This is a genomic window from Zafaria sp. Z1313 (genome assembly GCF_050563205.1).
Classification (GTDB): domain Bacteria; phylum Actinomycetota; class Actinomycetes; order Actinomycetales; family Micrococcaceae; genus JAZDCJ01.
This window is the reverse complement of sequence record NZ_JBNWUK010000001.1, coordinates 696888-713130: the sequence shown is the minus strand read 5'-3', so window position 1 is coordinate 713130 and position 16243 is coordinate 696888. Positions and strand designations below refer to the sequence as shown.

The 16243-nt window shown below is 72.0% G+C and carries 15 protein-coding genes and 1 pseudogene; 9 read left to right on the top strand and 7 right to left on the bottom strand.

All coding sequences use genetic code 11. The features are described from left to right. A partial coding sequence (locus ACQ3I4_RS03260) for a transposase (RefSeq protein ID WP_430632800.1) occupies positions 1-142 on the bottom strand: 142 nt, incomplete at its 3' end. A gap of 120 nt (positions 143-262) precedes the next feature. Then, positions 263-2662, bottom strand: a complete 2400-nt coding sequence (locus ACQ3I4_RS03255; protein ID WP_430632799.1) for an excinuclease ABC subunit A — start codon at positions 2660-2662, stop codon at positions 263-265. 456 nt (positions 2663-3118) lie between these two features. Between ACQ3I4_RS03255 and ACQ3I4_RS03250 the strand changes: the two are divergent. The 5 genes and pseudogenes from ACQ3I4_RS03250 to ACQ3I4_RS03230 all read left to right on the top strand — a co-directional run. After that, a pseudogene (locus tag ACQ3I4_RS03250) lies at positions 3119-3427 on the top strand (DUF488 family protein); the annotation flags it as partial. Between the two features lie 339 nt (positions 3428-3766). Beyond that, the gene (locus ACQ3I4_RS03245) at positions 3767-4054 is read left to right on the top strand and encodes a DUF2316 family protein (RefSeq protein WP_430632784.1); all 288 of its coding nucleotides are present in this window, start codon (positions 3767-3769) and stop codon (positions 4052-4054) included. Positions 4055-4228: 174 nt separating this feature from the next. Beyond that, the gene (locus ACQ3I4_RS03240; protein ID WP_430632783.1) at positions 4229-4696 is read left to right on the top strand and encodes a hypothetical protein; all 468 of its coding nucleotides are present in this window, start codon (positions 4229-4231) and stop codon (positions 4694-4696) included. Continuing rightward, positions 4693-6429: a DUF5671 domain-containing protein gene (locus ACQ3I4_RS03235; RefSeq protein ID WP_430632782.1), complete on the top strand. Its 1737-nt coding sequence runs from the start codon at positions 4693-4695 to the stop codon at positions 6427-6429. Before ACQ3I4_RS03240 ends, ACQ3I4_RS03235 begins: the two co-directional genes overlap by 4 nt. Positions 6430-6520: 91 nt before the next feature. After that, positions 6521-7351 carry a thioesterase family protein gene (locus ACQ3I4_RS03230; RefSeq protein ID WP_329861318.1) on the top strand — a complete coding sequence of 277 codons (831 nt, stop codon included), beginning with the start codon at positions 6521-6523 and terminating at the stop codon, positions 7349-7351. A gap of 6 nt (positions 7352-7357) precedes the next feature. Here the strand turns inward: ACQ3I4_RS03230 and ACQ3I4_RS03225 are convergent, their stop codons facing one another. Beyond that, entirely contained in the window at positions 7358-7954 is a 597-nt protein-coding gene (locus tag ACQ3I4_RS03225; protein WP_329861320.1) for a uridine kinase family protein, read from the bottom strand. Positions 7955-7999: 45 nt separating this feature from the next. On the opposite strand from ACQ3I4_RS03225, the gene ACQ3I4_RS03220 reads away from it, so the two are divergent. Beyond that, complete coding sequence (locus ACQ3I4_RS03220) at positions 8000-8737, top strand: lipoate--protein ligase family protein (protein WP_430632781.1); 738 nt, start codon at positions 8000-8002, stop codon at positions 8735-8737. A 12-nt stretch (positions 8738-8749) separates the two neighbouring features. Here the strand turns inward: ACQ3I4_RS03220 and ACQ3I4_RS03215 are convergent, their stop codons facing one another. The 3 genes from ACQ3I4_RS03215 to ACQ3I4_RS03205 all read right to left on the bottom strand — a co-directional run bounded on the left by ACQ3I4_RS03215 (position 8750) and on the right by ACQ3I4_RS03205 (position 10824). Then, entirely contained in the window at positions 8750-9379 is a 630-nt protein-coding gene (locus ACQ3I4_RS03215; protein ID WP_430632780.1) for an MBL fold metallo-hydrolase, read from the bottom strand. 1 nt (position 9380) lies between these two features. Further along, positions 9381-10466: an S-(hydroxymethyl)mycothiol dehydrogenase gene (locus tag ACQ3I4_RS03210; protein WP_329861323.1), complete on the bottom strand. Its 1086-nt coding sequence runs from the start codon at positions 10464-10466 to the stop codon at positions 9381-9383. An 88-nt stretch (positions 10467-10554) separates the two neighbouring features. Beyond that, the gene (locus ACQ3I4_RS03205; protein ID WP_329861324.1) at positions 10555-10824 is read right to left on the bottom strand and encodes a glutaredoxin domain-containing protein; all 270 of its coding nucleotides are present in this window, start codon (positions 10822-10824) and stop codon (positions 10555-10557) included. 35 nt (positions 10825-10859) lie between these two features. Between ACQ3I4_RS03205 and ACQ3I4_RS03200 the strand changes: the two genes are divergently transcribed. Next, positions 10860-11615 (top strand): SOS response-associated peptidase, encoded by a 756-nt coding sequence (locus tag ACQ3I4_RS03200; protein ID WP_329861326.1) that lies wholly within the window; start codon positions 10860-10862, stop codon positions 11613-11615. A 12-nt stretch (positions 11616-11627) separates the two neighbouring features. Here ACQ3I4_RS03200 and ACQ3I4_RS03195 read toward each other — a convergent pair whose 3' ends face one another. After that, the gene (locus ACQ3I4_RS03195; protein ID WP_430632779.1) at positions 11628-12092 is read right to left on the bottom strand and encodes a VOC family protein; all 465 of its coding nucleotides are present in this window, start codon (positions 12090-12092) and stop codon (positions 11628-11630) included. Between the two features lie 173 nt (positions 12093-12265). Here ACQ3I4_RS03195 and ACQ3I4_RS03190 point away from each other — a divergent pair, with 173 nt between their 5' ends. Further along, positions 12266-12577 (top strand): DUF6504 family protein, encoded by a 312-nt coding sequence (locus ACQ3I4_RS03190; RefSeq protein WP_329861328.1) that lies wholly within the window; start codon positions 12266-12268, stop codon positions 12575-12577. Continuing rightward, a complete protein-coding gene (locus ACQ3I4_RS03185; RefSeq protein ID WP_329861329.1) occupies positions 12574-16173 on the top strand; it encodes a DNA polymerase III subunit alpha in 3600 nt (1199 codons plus the stop codon). Before ACQ3I4_RS03190 ends, ACQ3I4_RS03185 begins: the two co-directional genes overlap by 4 nt. Positions 16174-16243 lie beyond the last annotated feature (70 nt).

The window sequence follows — 16243 nt, the reverse complement described above, 5'->3', positions numbered from 1 at the left end:
CGGCGCCGCAGACCGCGTCGGCCTCGGCGCTCATCAGCGCGTTGATGAACGTGCTCAGCATCTGGCGCATCAGGTCCGGGGAGGCCTGGGCGAGCTGCTCGGACAGGAAGCGGGCAGGATCGATAACATGGGGTGCGGTCATCGCGTGGAAACTCCTTGAGAAGAGACTTTGGTCGGTCTTTCCAAGAATCACGCGATGGCCGCCTTACGTTAGGACGCCACGCCCAGCGGGCCGGTCGTACACCACGCTAATGGGCACTACTTATGCCCCTGACGTCAGCGTCGCGGCCTCGGCGAGGGCGGCGGCGAGATACGGTGCTGAAGCGCTGTTTCTCGACGCGGCGACCTCTGCTGGCGTTCCGGACGCGACCACTGTGCCGCCGTTGTCACCGGCCCCCGGCCCGAGATCGATGACGTAGTCGGCTGCGCTGACCACTCGCATGTCGAGTTCCACCATCACGACCGTGTTGCCTGCATCCACGAGAGTCTGAAGGTGGGTAACTAGACGGTCTGCGTCGGCACAGTGCAATCCGGAGGTCGGCTCATCGAGCACGTACAGAGTGTCGCCGCGCTGCGCTCGTTGCAGTTCGGTGGCCAGCTTCACACGCTGCGCCTCCCCACCGGAGAGCTCTGTGGCCGGCTGTCCCAAGCGCAGATAACCGAGCCCGACATCGACCAGCGAGGTGAGGGAGCGCATCACGTCGTACTCGCCGGCGAAGAACTCGTGAGCCTCTTCGACGCTCATCGCGAGAATTTCCGCGATGTTGCGCCCTCGCCAGGTGATCTCCAGGGTGGTCGATTGATAGCGGGTGCCATGGCAGTCGGGACACACGGTGTAGACCGAGGGCAGGAAGAGCAGCTCGACCATCACGGAGCCTTCACCCTCACAGGTCGGGCAACGGCCGCCTGCGACATTGAAGGAGAACCGACCGGGCTTGTATCCGCGTGTCCGAGCTTCCGGCGTCTCGGCGAACCGGCGCCGCACATGATCGAAGAGTCCTGTGTAGGTCGCGACGTTGGAGCGGGGCGTGCGGCCGATGGGTTTCTGGTCGATGCTCACCACACGCCGGACGGTCGTGAGATCGCCCTCGACCGACCCTCCGAGTTCATCGGACTCGTCAGTGAGGAGCAGGGCGTCTGCCTCAGCGCTTTCCTCCTCGACGCGAGGGGCGTCTCCTTGCCTGGCGCCGATGAGGGCAGGCAGGACTTGACTGACAAGGCTGGACTTCCCCGACCCTGACACGCCAGTGACAGCCGTGAGCGTTCCGAGCGGTAGCGCGACAGATACGTCCCGCAGGTTGTTGCGGGTGACGTGCTCCAGCCGCAACCAGTCGTGGGCGGCACGGGGCTGGTGCGGTGGAAGGCCGCTGCCCCCGAAGATGTATCCGCGCGTCACCGACTCGTCGACCTCCGCGAGCCCGTCCGTGGGTCCGCTGTAGATCACGCGCCCGCCGCGTTCCCCGGCTCCGGGGCCGATGTCGACCAGCCAGTCCGCGTGCCGCATGACGTCGACGGAATGCTCCACGACGAAGAGGCTGTTGCCGCGCTCCTTCAGTCCGTCGAGGATACCCAGCAGCGCGGTGACGTCGTGCGGATGGAGACCGGCTGACGGTTCGTCGAGGACGTAGACAACACCGAACAGTTCCGACGTGAGCTGCGTGGCGAGTCGAAGTCGTTGTAGCTCCCCTCCGGACAGTGTCGGCGTAGTGCGACCTAGCGAGAGGTAACCGAGTCCGAGATCGATGATGGGGCGCAGGCGGTCCAGCAATTCTGCGCCCAGGCGGGCTGCCGCGGCGCGCTTCTCGACAGACTGATTCGGTCTGCGACGGACATCCGGCGCAGCGGAGTGCGCGGAGCCGCCAGGAGCAACGCGCTGCTCGACGGCTTCACGTCTAGTCGCGACGTCTACCACGGCGCCGGAGGTCTCGCCCTCGCGGTCAGACTCGGCGACGACGGACTCGAGGAGCTCAGCCAATTCACGCAGTGGCAAGGCTGAGAAGTCCGCGATATCGAGTCCTTCGAACGTCACCGTCAGTGCTTCGGGTTTGAGCCGCTTCCCATGGCACACCGGGCAGACCGCCGCGCTCATGAACTGGGCTACGCGGCGCTTCATCGACGCGCTCTTCGTGTTCGCGAAAGTGTCGAGCACGTACCGCCGCGCGCCTACGAAGGTGCCCGAGTAGCTCGGTTCGATTCCTGCTCGGATTGCCCGGCGCGCCTCGGCGAGCGTGAGTCGAGAGTGGACGGGAACGAAGGGGGTCTCGTCGGTATAGAGGATCCAGTCCCGATCCTTCTTCGGCAGATCCTTCCACGGTACGTCGACGTCGTAGCCGAGCGCGACGAGCACGTCCCGCAACTGGTGGCCGTGCCAGGCGGTCGGCCACGATGCGATGGCGCGCTCCCGGATGGTGAGTGAGGGATCGGGCACCATCCGCTCCTCGGTCACCGCGTACACTCTGCCGATGCCGTGGCACTCGGGGCACGCGCCCTGCACGGTGTTCGCGGAGAAGTCCTCGGCGTAGAGCATCGGCTGACCATCTGGGTATTCACCGGCTCGCGAATAGAGCATCCGAACCACACTCGACATCGTGGTGATGCTGCCTACAGAGGAGCGCGCGCTGCGCCCTCCGCGCTGCTGCTGCAAGGCGACTGCGGGCGGCATCCCGGTGATGGAATCGACGTCGGGGACACCCGCCTGGTCGATCAGTCGGCGCGCGTACGGGGCAACTGACTCCAAGTAGCGCCGCTGCGACTCCGCATACAACGTGCCGAAAGCCAAGGAGGACTTCCCGGATCCGGACACTCCCGTGAACACAACCATCGCGTCACGCGGAACCGTGAGATCGACGTCCTTGAGGTTGTGTTCGCGGGCACCACGCACCCGGACATCGGGCTGGACGTGGGTGGACACTGAGGAAAGGTGATCCATTTCAGAACTGTAACAAGCGGGTCTCGCGGTAAGCAGGTTCATCGACCGTGGGAGGCAAGATGATGCGGCGGTTTACCGAAGAAGAAGACGCGCGAGTTCTTCGGTCTGCTCTCCGGCAGCATCGCGACGGCTCTTGTTGACATACGACTGCGGAACCGTTCGTAGCTCGCAGGATTCGCGAAGCGAGACGACCTCGAGTTCTTCCTCAGTGAGATTTGCGACATGCATTATCGGCAGGAGTTGCTCCTCACCCCGACAGAGCCAGCGCTATGTGACTACCAGCACAGGGCTGTGTCGTGGGAGCAATACGCCGCTGAGCACGCGCGCCTCTTGGAAGGTCGCCAGGTCGAAGCTGTGCTCAGCGCTGCTGACTTCAACGAGACAGTGCTCCTCTGCTCAGAGGCCTCTCCTGATCGTTGTCATCGGCCTCTCGCCGCGGAGTATCTCGCGTCCGCCTGGCATGACACAGGGATCGTGCATCGGGCGAACGGCGCTTGACTCTGGCTATGCTCGTCCCACGGGAACGCGGCGCTACAAGCGGTTAGCCTCGTGTGAGGCTCCGGAAACGTTGCCAACTAGTTTGGAAATTCAGTCGGATGGCTGCCGACCCAGATCCGCGTGAAATCGGGGGACAACTAGATTGGAAATTGCCAGGTCGGCTGGAATCTCACACCGGCCTCTGAGGGGCTGACGAGGAGGCCCGGAGTCGCAGCATTCCTGCGGTTCCGGGCCTCCTGTGCGTGCGATGCCGACCGTGCTCGGACTGGGACCGAACGCGCGGGCTACACTCGAATCCCTGGTCGATGCCCGCCAGACGACGACATCCGGGAGGATCTGGTGTCCCTCAACCCTGCTCAATGCCGCCGCACGAGCGATGAACTTCACGACAACTACGGCCGTGCGGGGCTCACGCCGGCCATGGTCCACGGGGAGCTCGGTCTGGCACCGGGGGAGCTGGAACGTGTGCTCGACATGCACCCCGGCGTGGAGCCGGTGACCGTCTGGAAGCTCAGGGACTACCTCGAGCCGAAGGTCCTCGAATCGGGTGGCACCCCCCGGCCGTACTTCAGCCTCACCGAAGGCATGCGTTCTGCCGCCAATCGGTGGTTCGGCATGGATTCCTGAGCGTCGCGCTGCAACGTGGCGCGGCCCCTGCCGCGCCACTGCCGTGCTTCGCAGGCCTCATCGCAGGGTGGGCCAGGCGAGCGCGGGATCCCGAGCGGCGAGACCGCCAGCCAGCCCCTCGGGGAAGGACCGGGAGTTCTAGTCCCGCGCGCGCCGTGGGTCCATACTGACCTCATGCTTCCACGCGCACGCACTCCGGACCGCACCCTCTGGGTCGTCCTCGCCGTGACCGCGGCCCTCGTCGCGGTCGCCCTCGCCGCCGTCCTCACGAGGGGCGGCGCACCCCGGATGGACCCGGCCACCCCGGCCGGCACCGTCCAGCTCTACGCCGAGGCCGTCCTCGACGGCGACACCCCCACCGCGGCAGCCCTCCTGGCCCCCTCGGCCACGGAGGGCTGTGGCGTCGACGGGGCCGGGATCGTCCCGGACGGGACACGCGTCGCCCTCGTCTCCACCCGCGAGCGCGCCACCTCGGCCGACGTCACCGTGGACCTGAGCACGACCTCCGGCGGGGGGCTCTTCGGCGCCTCCGAGTACAGCTACGAGGCCGTGTTCACGCTGGTCCGCGAGGGCGACGCGTGGCTCATCACCTCGGCCCCCTGGGAGCTCTCGGTCTGCCCCGAACCGGCGGAGTCGGAGTGAGCACGCGGGCGCCGGCGTCGGCGGGCGGTCCGGCCGGCTCCATCCAGGGGGCGGTCCGCCGGCTCGTGGTGTTCCTCCTCCTGCTCGTCCTCGTCATCGTGGCGGCCTCCGGCTTGACGGGCCTGTTGGGGCGGCTCCTGGACGCGCGGAACACCCTGGCCGGCGACGGCGCGGCCGGCCTCGCGCTCTGGATGGCCTTCACCCTCATCGGCGGCCCGCTCGCCGCGATCCTGGGCGCCGCCGTCTGGCGCCGGGCCGCGGATCCCGTCGAACGGGCCTCGCTCGGCTGGGGGCTCTACCTCGCGGCCGTCATGACCCTGTCCCTCGCCGTCGCCGCGTCCTCACTCCTCGGCACCGCCGCCTCCGCCGTCACGGGTAGCACGGGCGGCTGGGCCTCCGGGGTGGCCGCGGCCCTCGTCTGGGGCGGCGTCTGGTGGTGGCACCTGCGGATGTGGGGCCACCCGGCCAAGGGGCCGCTGCTGCTGGCCACGTTGCCGATGGTGTTCGGGGCGCTGTTCGGCCTCGTCGTGGGCGCCGTGAACGCGGCCCGCCTGCTCGAGGCGCTCTTCGAGACCGCGCTGCGGGGCGCCGGGCAGTTCGTCCTCGGCCGCCCGTGGTGGTCCACCGCCGTCGAGGCCCTCGTCTGGCTCGCCGGCGGCGCCGTCATCTGGTGGTGGCACTGGTTCCGCCGCGGCGCCCGTTCGCTCTCCGGCGGGTTCGCCGACGTCGCCCTCGTCCTCGTGGGCGTCCTGGCCGCCGTCCTCGCGGCCCTCGGCGGCGCGGGGACCATCCTGTTCGTGCTCCTGCGCCTGCTCGCGGACCGCACCACGACCGGGTCCGTGGTGCTCGCGCCCGTGCCGCTCGCGGCCGCCGCCGCGCTGACGGGCGGACTCGTGTGGGCGTACCACCGCCCGATCCTGGCCCTGCGGGCGGCCCCGACCCGCCGGGCGGGCCTGCTCGTGGTCTGCGGGGCAGCCCTCGCGGGGGCCGCCACGGGGCTCGGGATCGTCGTCAACGCGCTGCTGTCCACGGCGGGCGCGCCGCTCGCGGGACCCGGCGGATCCCTGACCCTGCTCCTGGCCGGCGTCAGCGCCCTCGCCGTCGGCGGCCCCGTCTGGTGGCTCGCCTGGCGCACCGTGCGGGCCGAGGACCCCGACGGGCGCCGCGTCTACCTCGTCGCCGTGTTCGGCCTGAGCGCGGTCACGGCCCTCGTGACGCTGCTCGTCGTCGGCTACCGGCTCTTCGAGTTCCTGCTCGGCGGTGTGGCCGGCACGGGCCTCGTGGAGCGCGTTCGGGCCCCGCTGGGCCTGCTCGCGGCCACCGCCCTCGTCGCCGGCTACCACTTCGCCGTCTGGCGCCGCGACCGCGCCGTCCTCGCCGCGCGGGCGCCGCTCCCGCCCGAACCGCCGGGTGCGGGGCCGCGCGTCGGCCACGTCCTGTTGCTGGCAGGGTACGACGCCGGACCGCTCGCCGAGGCGCTGCGCGCCGGGGGCGAGCGAAAGGTCTCGCTGTGGCGGGCTGCGCCGGATCCGTCGCCCGGGCGGGAGGATTCGACCGGCGACGTGCCCGGCGCCGGGGCGGGGGAGCCGGCCACGGCCGCCCCGCTGTCCCGACTTCACGGCCCGGGGGAGGTCCTCGCCGCCCTGTCCGGCCTCGACGCCCCCGCCGCTCTGGTGAGCCTGCGCGCCGACGGAGGCATCGGCGTCGTACCCCTGGAGCGGGACCCGGGCTGAGCGCGCCCGCCCGGTTTCGCTCCGGACGTCCCCTGTGCCTAGGCTGGCCGGAGGAGGCCGCCGCGGGCGGCCGCGGCGAAAGGAACCGGCCATGACCCAGCAGGCGCCCGGACTCGGGACCGGACAGGAGCTCGCCACGGGCGGCTTCTTCTACGAGCCCCTCGGCAGCGGCCGCTACCGCTCCACCGTGCACGCCCAGGGCGCCTGGAACCCCCACGAACAGCACATGGCCCCGGCGACGGGCGTCCTGGCCCACGAGCTCGAGCTGTTCGAGCCGCGCCCGGACATGCGCATGGCCCGCGTCTCCCTCGACATCCACGGCATCATCCACGGAGGCGAGTTCGAGGTCCGCACCCGCATGATCCGTCCGGGCCGGACGATCGAGCTGATCGAGGCCGAGATGCTCTGCCAGGGCCGCACGAGCATCGTCGCCCGCGCGTGGCGCCTGAAGACGCTCGACAGCGCCCCGGTCGCGGCCGTCGAGGACTCCTCCGTCGCCCATCCCGAGCGGCTGCCCGCGTGGGACGGCATGTCCCCGTGGCCCGGGGGATACATCTCCCAGCTCGACTTCCGGGTCGAGCCCGGCCACCGGCCCGGCAAGGGGGTCGTGTGGCTGCGGACGCCGCACCCGATGGTCGCCGGCGTCGAGACGACGCCGCTCGTGCGCCTCCTGGGGCTCGTGGACACCGCGAACGGGGTCGCGCCGCGCGTCGAGCCCGGCCCGGCCTCGTGGATGTTCCCCAACGTGGACCTGCAGGTCCACATGCACCGCGCGCCCGTCGGCGAGTGGCTGGGGCTGCAGGCGCAGCAGAGCTACGGCAGCGACGGGATCGGGCTGACCTCGTCCGTGCTGCACGACGTCGAGGGGCCGTTCGGGCGCAGCGAGCAGATCCTCACCGTGCGCCCGATGCCCGGCCGCTGAGCCGCGCTAGCGGCCCGCGAGCAGCGCCTTGACGCGGCGCTTGCGCAGCGGCGTGAAGCCGGCGTCGACGTAGCGGCGGCGCAGCGCCCCCTCGGCGCGGAACAGCGCCCAGCCGCGCTTGAGCAGGAACGGCACGGGCTTGCGCCGCTCGCGCACGTCCCGCACGAAGCGGCGCACGGCGGTCACCACGGGGGCGACGTCGATGTACACGGCGAGCGGCTCCACGCCCAGGGCGCGCAGCGGCGCGAGGACCTGGTCCACGAAGATCCCCTCCGCCACGACCGGCCCGCCGTCGAGGGACACGGTCGTGTAGCCGTTATAGCTCGAGGTGGAGATCGAGTAGTCGGGCACCTGCGTCTGGCCGGACTCGAGCAGCTCCATCATCGAGTCCACGGCGGCGTCGCGGTTCCACGTGCCCGGATCGTCCCAGTCGACCTCGCCGTAGGGGGTCACGGGCAGGGGCGCGTCGGGCGTGTGCTCGGCCAGCTCGCGGTAGAAGTTGTCGAGGACGACGTGCGGCCGCCCGTGCCGCTCGGCGAGGTAGGACTTGCCGGCGCCGGACGAGCCGCCGAGGAGGATCAGGGCGGGGAGGTCGTGGGGCACCGCACCATTATCCACCGCGCCGGCCGCCGTCCTAGAATCGAGGGCATGAGCCTCTGGAGTCCCGGCATCGACGTGCCGCTGCACGTCGAGCGTGCCGGGGCCGGCCCGGACCCGGCCGCCGACCTGATGGCCGGCATCGAGCTGCTGCACCGGGTGCGGGACGGGGAGCGGCCCGCGACCCTGCGCCTGTACCGGCCCTCGGCGAGCCTGGCGTTCGGCCAGCGCGACGTGCGCCTGCCGGGGTACGACGCCGCCGCTGCCGCCGCCTCCGCGCACGGATTCGCGCCGCTCGTGCGGAAGGCCGGGGGCCGCGCCGCGGCCTACCACCCGGGGACGCTGATCGTGGACCACGTGGAACCGTCGCCGCGGGCCATGGAGGGGCACCAGCACCGCTTCCGCGCCCTCGGGGAGCTGTACGCAGACGCCCTGCGGGGGCTGGGGGTCGATGCCGGCGTCGGGGAGCTGCCGGGGGAGTACTGCCCCGGGGAGTTCAGCGTCCACGGGCGGCCCGGTCCCGGCTCCACGTCTGATGTACCGGTCAAGCTCGTCGGCACGGCCCAGCGGGTCGTCTCCGGCGCGTGGCTCTTCGCCTCCGTGTTCGTCGTCCAGGACTCCGCGCCGCTGCGCGCCGTGACCGCCGACGTCTACGCCGCCATGGGCCTCCCGCTCGATCCGGCCACGGCCGGCGCGGTCGAGGACCTCGTGCCCGGCGTGACGGTGGCGGACGTCGAGGCGGCGCTGCTGGGCGCCTACGCCCGCGAAGCCGTGCTCGTGCGGCCGTAGGCGCCCCGGGGGTCAGTGGCCCCGGGCGATCCACTCCTCGAGGTGCGGGGCCTCGGCGCCGATCGTCGTCGAGTCCCCGTGGCCGGTGTTGACCACGGTCTCCCCGGGCAGGACCAGGAGCCGCTGCCGGATGGATTCGATGATGGTCGGGAAGTCGCTGTAGGAGCGTCCCGTGGCGCCGGGGCCCCCGTTGAACAGGGTGTCCCCGCTGAAGAGGACGCCGAGCCCGGGCGCGTGGAAGCACGTCGATCCGGGGGAGTGGCCCGGGGTGTGCAGGGCGGTCAGGACCGTGCCGGCGACCTCGAAGGACTGCCCGTCGACGATCTCCCCGTCGGGCGTGGACCCGGGGAAGAGCGCCTCCCACAGCATCTGGTCGTCCGGGTTCAGGTAGACCGGGGCGTGAACGAGGGCGGCGAAGTCGCGGGCGCGGCGGATGTGGTCGTCGTGGCCGTGGGTCAGCAGCACGGCCTTGACCCCGCGGTCCCCGACGGCCCGGGCGATGGCCGCGGGGTCGTGGGCGGGGTCGATGACGAACACCTCGGTGTCGTCGCCGACGATCCAGACGTTGTTCTCCACCTCCCACGTGCCCCCGTCGAGGGAAAAGGTGCCGGAGGTGGTCAGCTGTTCGATGCTGGCGCCCATCTCAGAGCTCCACCACGGAGCGCAGGACCTTGCCGCCGTGCATCTTCTCGAAGGCCTCCTCGATCTGGTCCAGTCCGATCCGCTCGGAGACGAACGCGTCGAGGTCGAGCCGGCCGAGCTTGTACTGCTCGACGAGCATGGGGAAGTCGCGGGAGGGCAGGCAGTCGCCGTACCAGGAGGACTTCAGGGAGCCGCCACGGCCGAAGACGTCCAGGAGGGGCAGCTCGAGCCGCATCTGCGGGGTGGGGACGCCGACGAGGACCACGCGGCCGGCGAGGTCGCGGGCGTAGAACGCCTGCTCGTAGGTCTCCGGGCGGCCGACGGCCTCGATCACGACGTCGGCGCCGAAGCCGCCGGTGAGCGCGCGGATGGCCTCGACGGGGTCCTCTTCGCGGGAGTTCACGCCGTGCGTGGCGCCGAGGGACCGGGCGAGCTCGATCTTGGCCGGGTCGATGTCCACGGCGATGATCGTGGTCGCCCCGGCGAGCTTGGCCCCGGCGATCGCCGCGATGCCGACGCCGCCGCAGCCGATCACGGCCACGGACTCGCCGCGCTTGACCTCGCCGGTGTTGATCGCGGCGCCGATGCCCGCCATCACGCCGCAGCCGAGGAGCCCCACGGCGGCGGGGTCGACGTCCTCGTCGACCTTGGTGCACTGCCCGGCGGCGACGAGGGTCTTCTCGGCGAAGGCACCGATGCCCAGCGCGGGGGAGAGCTCGGTTCCGTCGGCGAGCGTCATCTTCTGCGTGGCGTTGGCGGTGTCGAAGCAGTACTGCGGCTGCCCCTTGGCGCACGCGCGGCACTGGCCGCACACGGCCCGCCAGTTCAGGATCACGCGGTCCCCGACCGCGATCTCCGTGACGCCCTCGCCGATCTCGGAGACGACGCCGGTCGCCTCGTGGCCCAGCAGGTAGGGGTACTCGTCGCCGATGCCGCCCTGCTTGTAGTGCAGGTCGGTGTGGCAGACCCCGCACGTGAGGATGTCGACGACGGCCTCTCCCGGGCCCGGATCGGGGACCGTGATGGTCTCGATGACGACCGGCGCGTCCTTCTCGCGGGCGACGACGGCCTTGACCTGCTGTGGCATGGGAACAACCTCACATCGGTTGGGAACGGTGGACGAACAGGGGACCCGCCGCCGGGCGGCAGGTCCCCTTCATCCAATCACAGCCGACTCAGAGGCGCTCGCGTACCTCGGCGATGCGGGGGTTTGTTGCGGCGGTCCCGTCAGCGAAGACGAGGGTCGGCACCGTCTGGTTCCCGTCGTTGAAGGCCTCGACGAGCTCCGCGGTCCCCGGCACCTCCTCGATGTTGACTTCCCGGTAGGCGATCCCGTCGGCGTCCATGGCCTTCTTCAGGTTGCGGCAGTAGCCGCACCAGGAGGTCGTGAACAGGGTGACGGTGCCTTCGGCGGGGACGTAGTCCTGGAGGTTCGCTGCAGTCATGTCCAGCACAACCCGGGCCGTGAGACGCTTATTCCATGTGTGGACGCTACGTGATGGCGCGGGCCATCGGAGACCTGGTCGCCGACGCCGAGGCGGAGGCGGACGCGGCGCTCGAGCTGCGCCGCTCCTGGAACATCGCCCCGACCACCGACGTGCCGATCGTGCTGGAGCGCCTCGTCAAATCCTCGCCCGTGCGGCAGATCCACGTGGCCTCGTGGGGGCTCGTGCCGGGATGGGCCAAGGACCCGAAGGTCGGCGTCCGGGCCTTCAACGCCCGCAGCGAGACGGTGGCGGAGAAGCCCACGTTCCGCTCCGCGGTGAAGTCCCGCCGCTGCGCCGTCCCCGCCGAGGGCTACTACGAGTGGAAGGCCCCTGCCGGTGGGAGCCGTGCCAAGCGCCCCCACTACGTGAGGCCCCGGGACGGCTCGCTCATCTACTTCGCCGGCCTCTACGAGTGGTGGAAAGACCCCGCCAAGGCGGAGGACGATCCCGGCCGCTGGCTGCTGTCGACCTCCATCCTGACGACGGCGGCGCCGCCCGCGGACGCGGAGGAGCCGGTGCTGCGCGGGCTCGCGGAGCTGCACGACCGGTTGCCGATCCCGCTGCGCCGGGACGTCCTGGGCGACTGGCTGGACCCCGGGAACCGGGACGCCCCGGCCCTCGTGGACGCGGTGCGCGGCGGGGCCTACGGCGTGGCGTCCGGCTGGCGGCTCGACGAGGTCGGCCCGGCCGTAGGCAACGTCCGCAACGACGGGCCCGAACTGCTCGAGCCGCTCGAGCCGACCACCTAGCCGCCCCTCGGTTCAGCCGTCGGCTTCGAGGCGCACCCGTCCGGTCTCGTCGACGGTGAACGCGGGATTGTGCACGAAGTCCCAGCGGAAGCCGTCCGGGTCGGCCACGCAGGCGCTCGTTCCTCCCCAGGACCGCGTCTCCGGCGGCGTCACGGGCCGGGCTCCCGCGGCCAGGGCGCGCTCGTAGTGGGCCCGGACCGCATCGGCGCTGGCGGCGTTGTGGCCCAGGGAGACCGGCGGGGCCTGGGCTCCGTGTCCGACGTCCCCGTACTCCGAGGGCATGCTCGCCACGTTCCACAGGGCGAGCACCTGCCCGTGCCCCGAGCGGACGAACGCGATCTCACCGGGCACGTGGCCCGCCTCCTCGAAACCGAGCCCCTCGACGTAGAACGCGCGGGAGGCCCCGACGTCGCGGACGCCGAGCGTGATCGCGGTGACCAACGGGGGAGCGGCGGGTGCCTCTGGCGGAGTATCCATGCCCCGACGGTACCGGTGATGCCGAAGTGTCGGAAGCGTCCCCTACGCTCGATTGCATCGAACATAGATTCGAATACAATGGAGTGACCGCTTCCGCTTCCCGAAGCGCAAACTTCCCTCACCCCCTCGTGCCGGGGCTCACAACCGGCGCCTGGTCCCAGGAGGTTTCCCGGATGGGCCTGTTCACCCGATCCATCGACGTCGACTGCACCACGTCCGGCCTGCCGCTGCGGCTGCGCTGGGAAGGGCGCGAGTACCTCGTGGCCGCCGAGCCGCTGCGCTGGTTCGAGCGCCGCAAGTGGTGGGCCGAGGAGCTGCGCGCCGAACGCGGCCGCGGGCCGGGGCTGGTGGACCACGAGATGTGGCGGATCCAGGCGCGGCTGGCGGGGCGGGGGCCGCTGCGCACCTTCGACCTCTCCCGCCACGCCGAGACCGGGCGCTGGCGCCTGGTCATGATCCACGATGCGTTGAAAGAGAGCGCGTGAGCTTCACCCACCTGCACGTCTCCTCCGCCTTCAGCGCCCGCTACGGGGTCTCCTGGCCGGACGAGCTCGTCCGCGCGGCCGCCGCGGCCGGGGCGGACGCCCTGGCCTGCACCGACCGCGACGGCCTGTACGGGATCCCCAAGCACTTCAAGGCCTGCCTCCGCCACGGGATCGACCCGGTCGTCGGCGTCGACCTCGCCGTGCTCGGACCCGGCGCGGGGCGCGTCGTCGTCCTGGCCCGTGGGAACGACGGCGGCGCGGGCTACACCGCGTTGTGCCGGCTCGTCTCGGCGGCCCACGCCGGGACCACCTCGGGCGGGCGCGGCGCCTCCCGGCCCGTCGGGGTCACGCCCGGGGAGCTGGCCCGCTGGGCCGCCGGACCGGTCGGCGACGCCGGAGCGGATCGGGCGGGAGGGGCTCAGGACCCGCGGGCCGGGGCGGCGCTGACGGTCCTCCTGGGTCCGCAGTCCGACGTCGGCCAGGCCTGCCTGCGCCGCGGCTACGGGCAGGCGCGGCAGCTGCTGGAGCGCTGGCGGGCGGTCCTGCCCCCCGGCGCGCTCGCCGTGGAGGCCGTCACCCACGTGAACCGCCCCGGCGCCAGGCTCAGCACGGCGCACGCCGTCCGCATGGTCCGCGCCGCCCGGGACTGCGGCGTCCCGGCCGTGCTGGGCAACGCGGTGCGCTACGCGGAGCCCGACGGGGCGGCCACCGCCGACGTGCTCGACGCCGCCCGGGCGCTGAGCACGCTCGAGGCCCTCGACGACCTCCAGCCCAACGGCCAGGGCTGGCTCAAGGAACCGGCCCAGATGCACCGGCTGGCCGGCGAGGTGGCCCGCGAGGCCGGAGGCGGCGCCGGGCTCGCGGCCGAGCTGCTCGCGGAGACCGCCCGGCTGGCCGACCACTGCCGCATGGACCCCGTGGGCGACGCCGGCTGGGGGATCCCCGTGGTCCCCGAGGCCCGCGTCATCGGCATCACGGGGGACCCCGCGCGCGAGCTCGCCGCGCGCTGCGAGGCCGGCATCACGCGGCTGTTCCCCGACGGCGGGGACACCCGGCTGCGCGGGCGCCTCGCGACGGAGCTGGACACCATCGCCTCGCTCGGCTTCTGCTCCTACTTCCTCACGGTGGCCGAGGTCTCCTCGATGATCGCCGCGATGGGCGTCCGCGCCGCCGCCCGCGGGTCCGGGGCCTCGAGCCTGGTCAACTACCTGCTCGGCGTCAGCCACGTGAACCCCCTGGCCCACGATCTGCTCTTCGAGCGCTTCCTCTCCCTGGACCGCTCGACCCTTCCCGACATCGACATCGACGTCGAGAGCGCGGAACGGCACGCGGTCTACCGGCGGATCTTCGAGCGCTTCGGGCGCGAACGCGTGACCCTGATGAGCATGCAGAACGGCTACCGGGCCCGCGGCGCGGTGCGCGACGCCGGGCTCGTGCTGGGGTTCGAGAACGCCGAGATCGACGACATCGCCAAGCAGCTGTGGCGGTTCTCCGCCTCCGGGTTCCGCGCCGCGCTCGCCGAGAAGCCGGAACTGCGCGGCTTCGCCGAGCGGGTCGGTTCCGAGCGCCAGCTGGACCTGCTCGTGGATCTCACCGAGCGCCTGGACCGGCTGCCCCGGCACATCTCGATGCACCCGTGCGGCGTGATCCTCGGCGACTCCGGGCTGCTGGACCGCACCCCGGTCCAGCCGAGCGGGCTCGGCCTGCCGATGAGCCAGTTCGACAAGCACGACATGGACCCCATGGGGATGCTCAAGCTCGACGTCCTCGGCGTGCGGATGCAGAGCGCGATGTCGTTCGCGCTGCGGGAGGTCGTGCGCATCCACGGAAGCGGCGACGCGGTGGCGGCCGCCGGGCGGCACCCGCTCGGGACGGACGGTTCCCTGCCGCCCTTCCTCCACGGGGACGGGCGGATCGATCTCGAGAGGGTCCCCCTCGACGATGAGCCCACGTTCGAGCTCATCCGCAGCACCCACACCCTGGGCTGCTTCCAGATCGAGTCGCCCGGCCAGCGCGAGCTCATCGGCAAGCTCGCCCCGCGCGAGTTCAACGACCTCATCATCGACATCTCCCTGTTCCGGCCGGGGCCGATGAAGTCCAACATGGTCAAGCCCTACCTGGAGAACCGGCACGGCTTCGCCCGGGAGCGCTACCCGCACCCCGACCTCGTGCCCGCGCTCGCCGAGACGCACGGGGTGACCGTGTTCCATGAACAGGTGCTGCGCACCTTCGCCACGATGACCGGCTGCAGCCTCGCGAAGGCCGACGTCCTGCGCCGCCTGCTGGGCAGCGAGACGCAGGAGCCAGCCGTCGAGGCGTTCTTCCGCAGCCACGCGACGGCCCGGGGGTACCCGCTCGCCGTCGTCGACGAGGTCTGGGAGACGCTCAAGGCCTTCGGCAGCTTCGGCTTCTGCAAGGCCCACGGGGCGGCGTTCGCGGTGCCCACCTACCAATCGGCCTGGCTCAAGACGCACCACCCGGAGGCCTTCCTCGCCGGGCTGTGGGAGCACGACCCCGGGATGTACCCCAAGAGGCTGCTCGTGGCCGAGGCCCGCAGGATGGGCATTCCCATCCTGCCGCTGGACATCAACCGCAGCTGCGCGGAATACCGGGTGGAGCGCGTGGACGCCGGGAAGGACGGCCCGCCCGGTGGACGCCTGGGCATCCGGCTGAGCCTGTCCGGGATCTACGGCATGTCCGCGACCGAGGTCCGGCGCACGGTGGCCGGGCAGCCCTACGCCTCGCTCGCCGACGTCCGGGACCGGGCGGGGCTCACCCGTTCCTCCCTCGAGCGGCTCGCGGCCCTCGGCGCCTTCGACGAGCTCCAGCGCCGAAGCGGCCCGGGCAACCGTTCCGACCTGGTCCGGCACCTCCGGGAGGCCGCGGCGCGCCGGCCGGGCGTCCGGCGCCGCCAGCTCCCGGGCCAGCTCGCCCTGCCGCTGCCCGACCTCGAGCTCTCGGCGCTGCGCGCCCTCGAGCCCGCGCCCACCGCCGAGGAAACCGTCCGCACCGAGCTGGACCTCATGGCCCTCGACGTCAGCGGCCACCTCATGGACAGCCACGCGCCCCTGCTGGCCGAGCTCGGGACCACGCCCGCCGCGGAGCTGCTCGGTCTGCGCAACGGCACCGAGGTCCTGGTCGCCGGGGTCAGGGTCGCCACGCAGACCCCGCCGATGCGCGGCGGCCGCCGCGTGGTGTTCATCAGCCTCGACGACGGCACGGGCTGCGTCGACTGCACCTTCTTCCACGACGCGCAGGAGAACTCGGGGCCGCTCCTGTTCGCCACGCGGCTCCTGCTGGTCCACGGCATCACCCGCCGCACCGGGCCGCGGGGGATCAGCCTGCAGGCCCTGCAGGCCTGGGACCTCTCCGTGCGGGACGCCCTGCCCGGCCCGGGACACCTGGCGGACCCCGGACGCGCCCGACCGCAGCCACCCCCCGGCCGGGCAGCGGCCGCCGGCGTGCCGGCACCGGTGGGCACCGGACACCCCCGGGCCCGGACGGCCGACGGGACGCCCGGCGCGCTCCGCGGGGCCGCGCTCGCCGTCCGGATGGAGGCCGAGGGCCTGGACAACCGGCTCCCCGCCGGCCGGTGAGCCCGGGACGGCCTACCCGCTGCCGCCCGGAGGAGCCGAACCCCACCGTCAGGGAGGGCCGGAAGCCGGG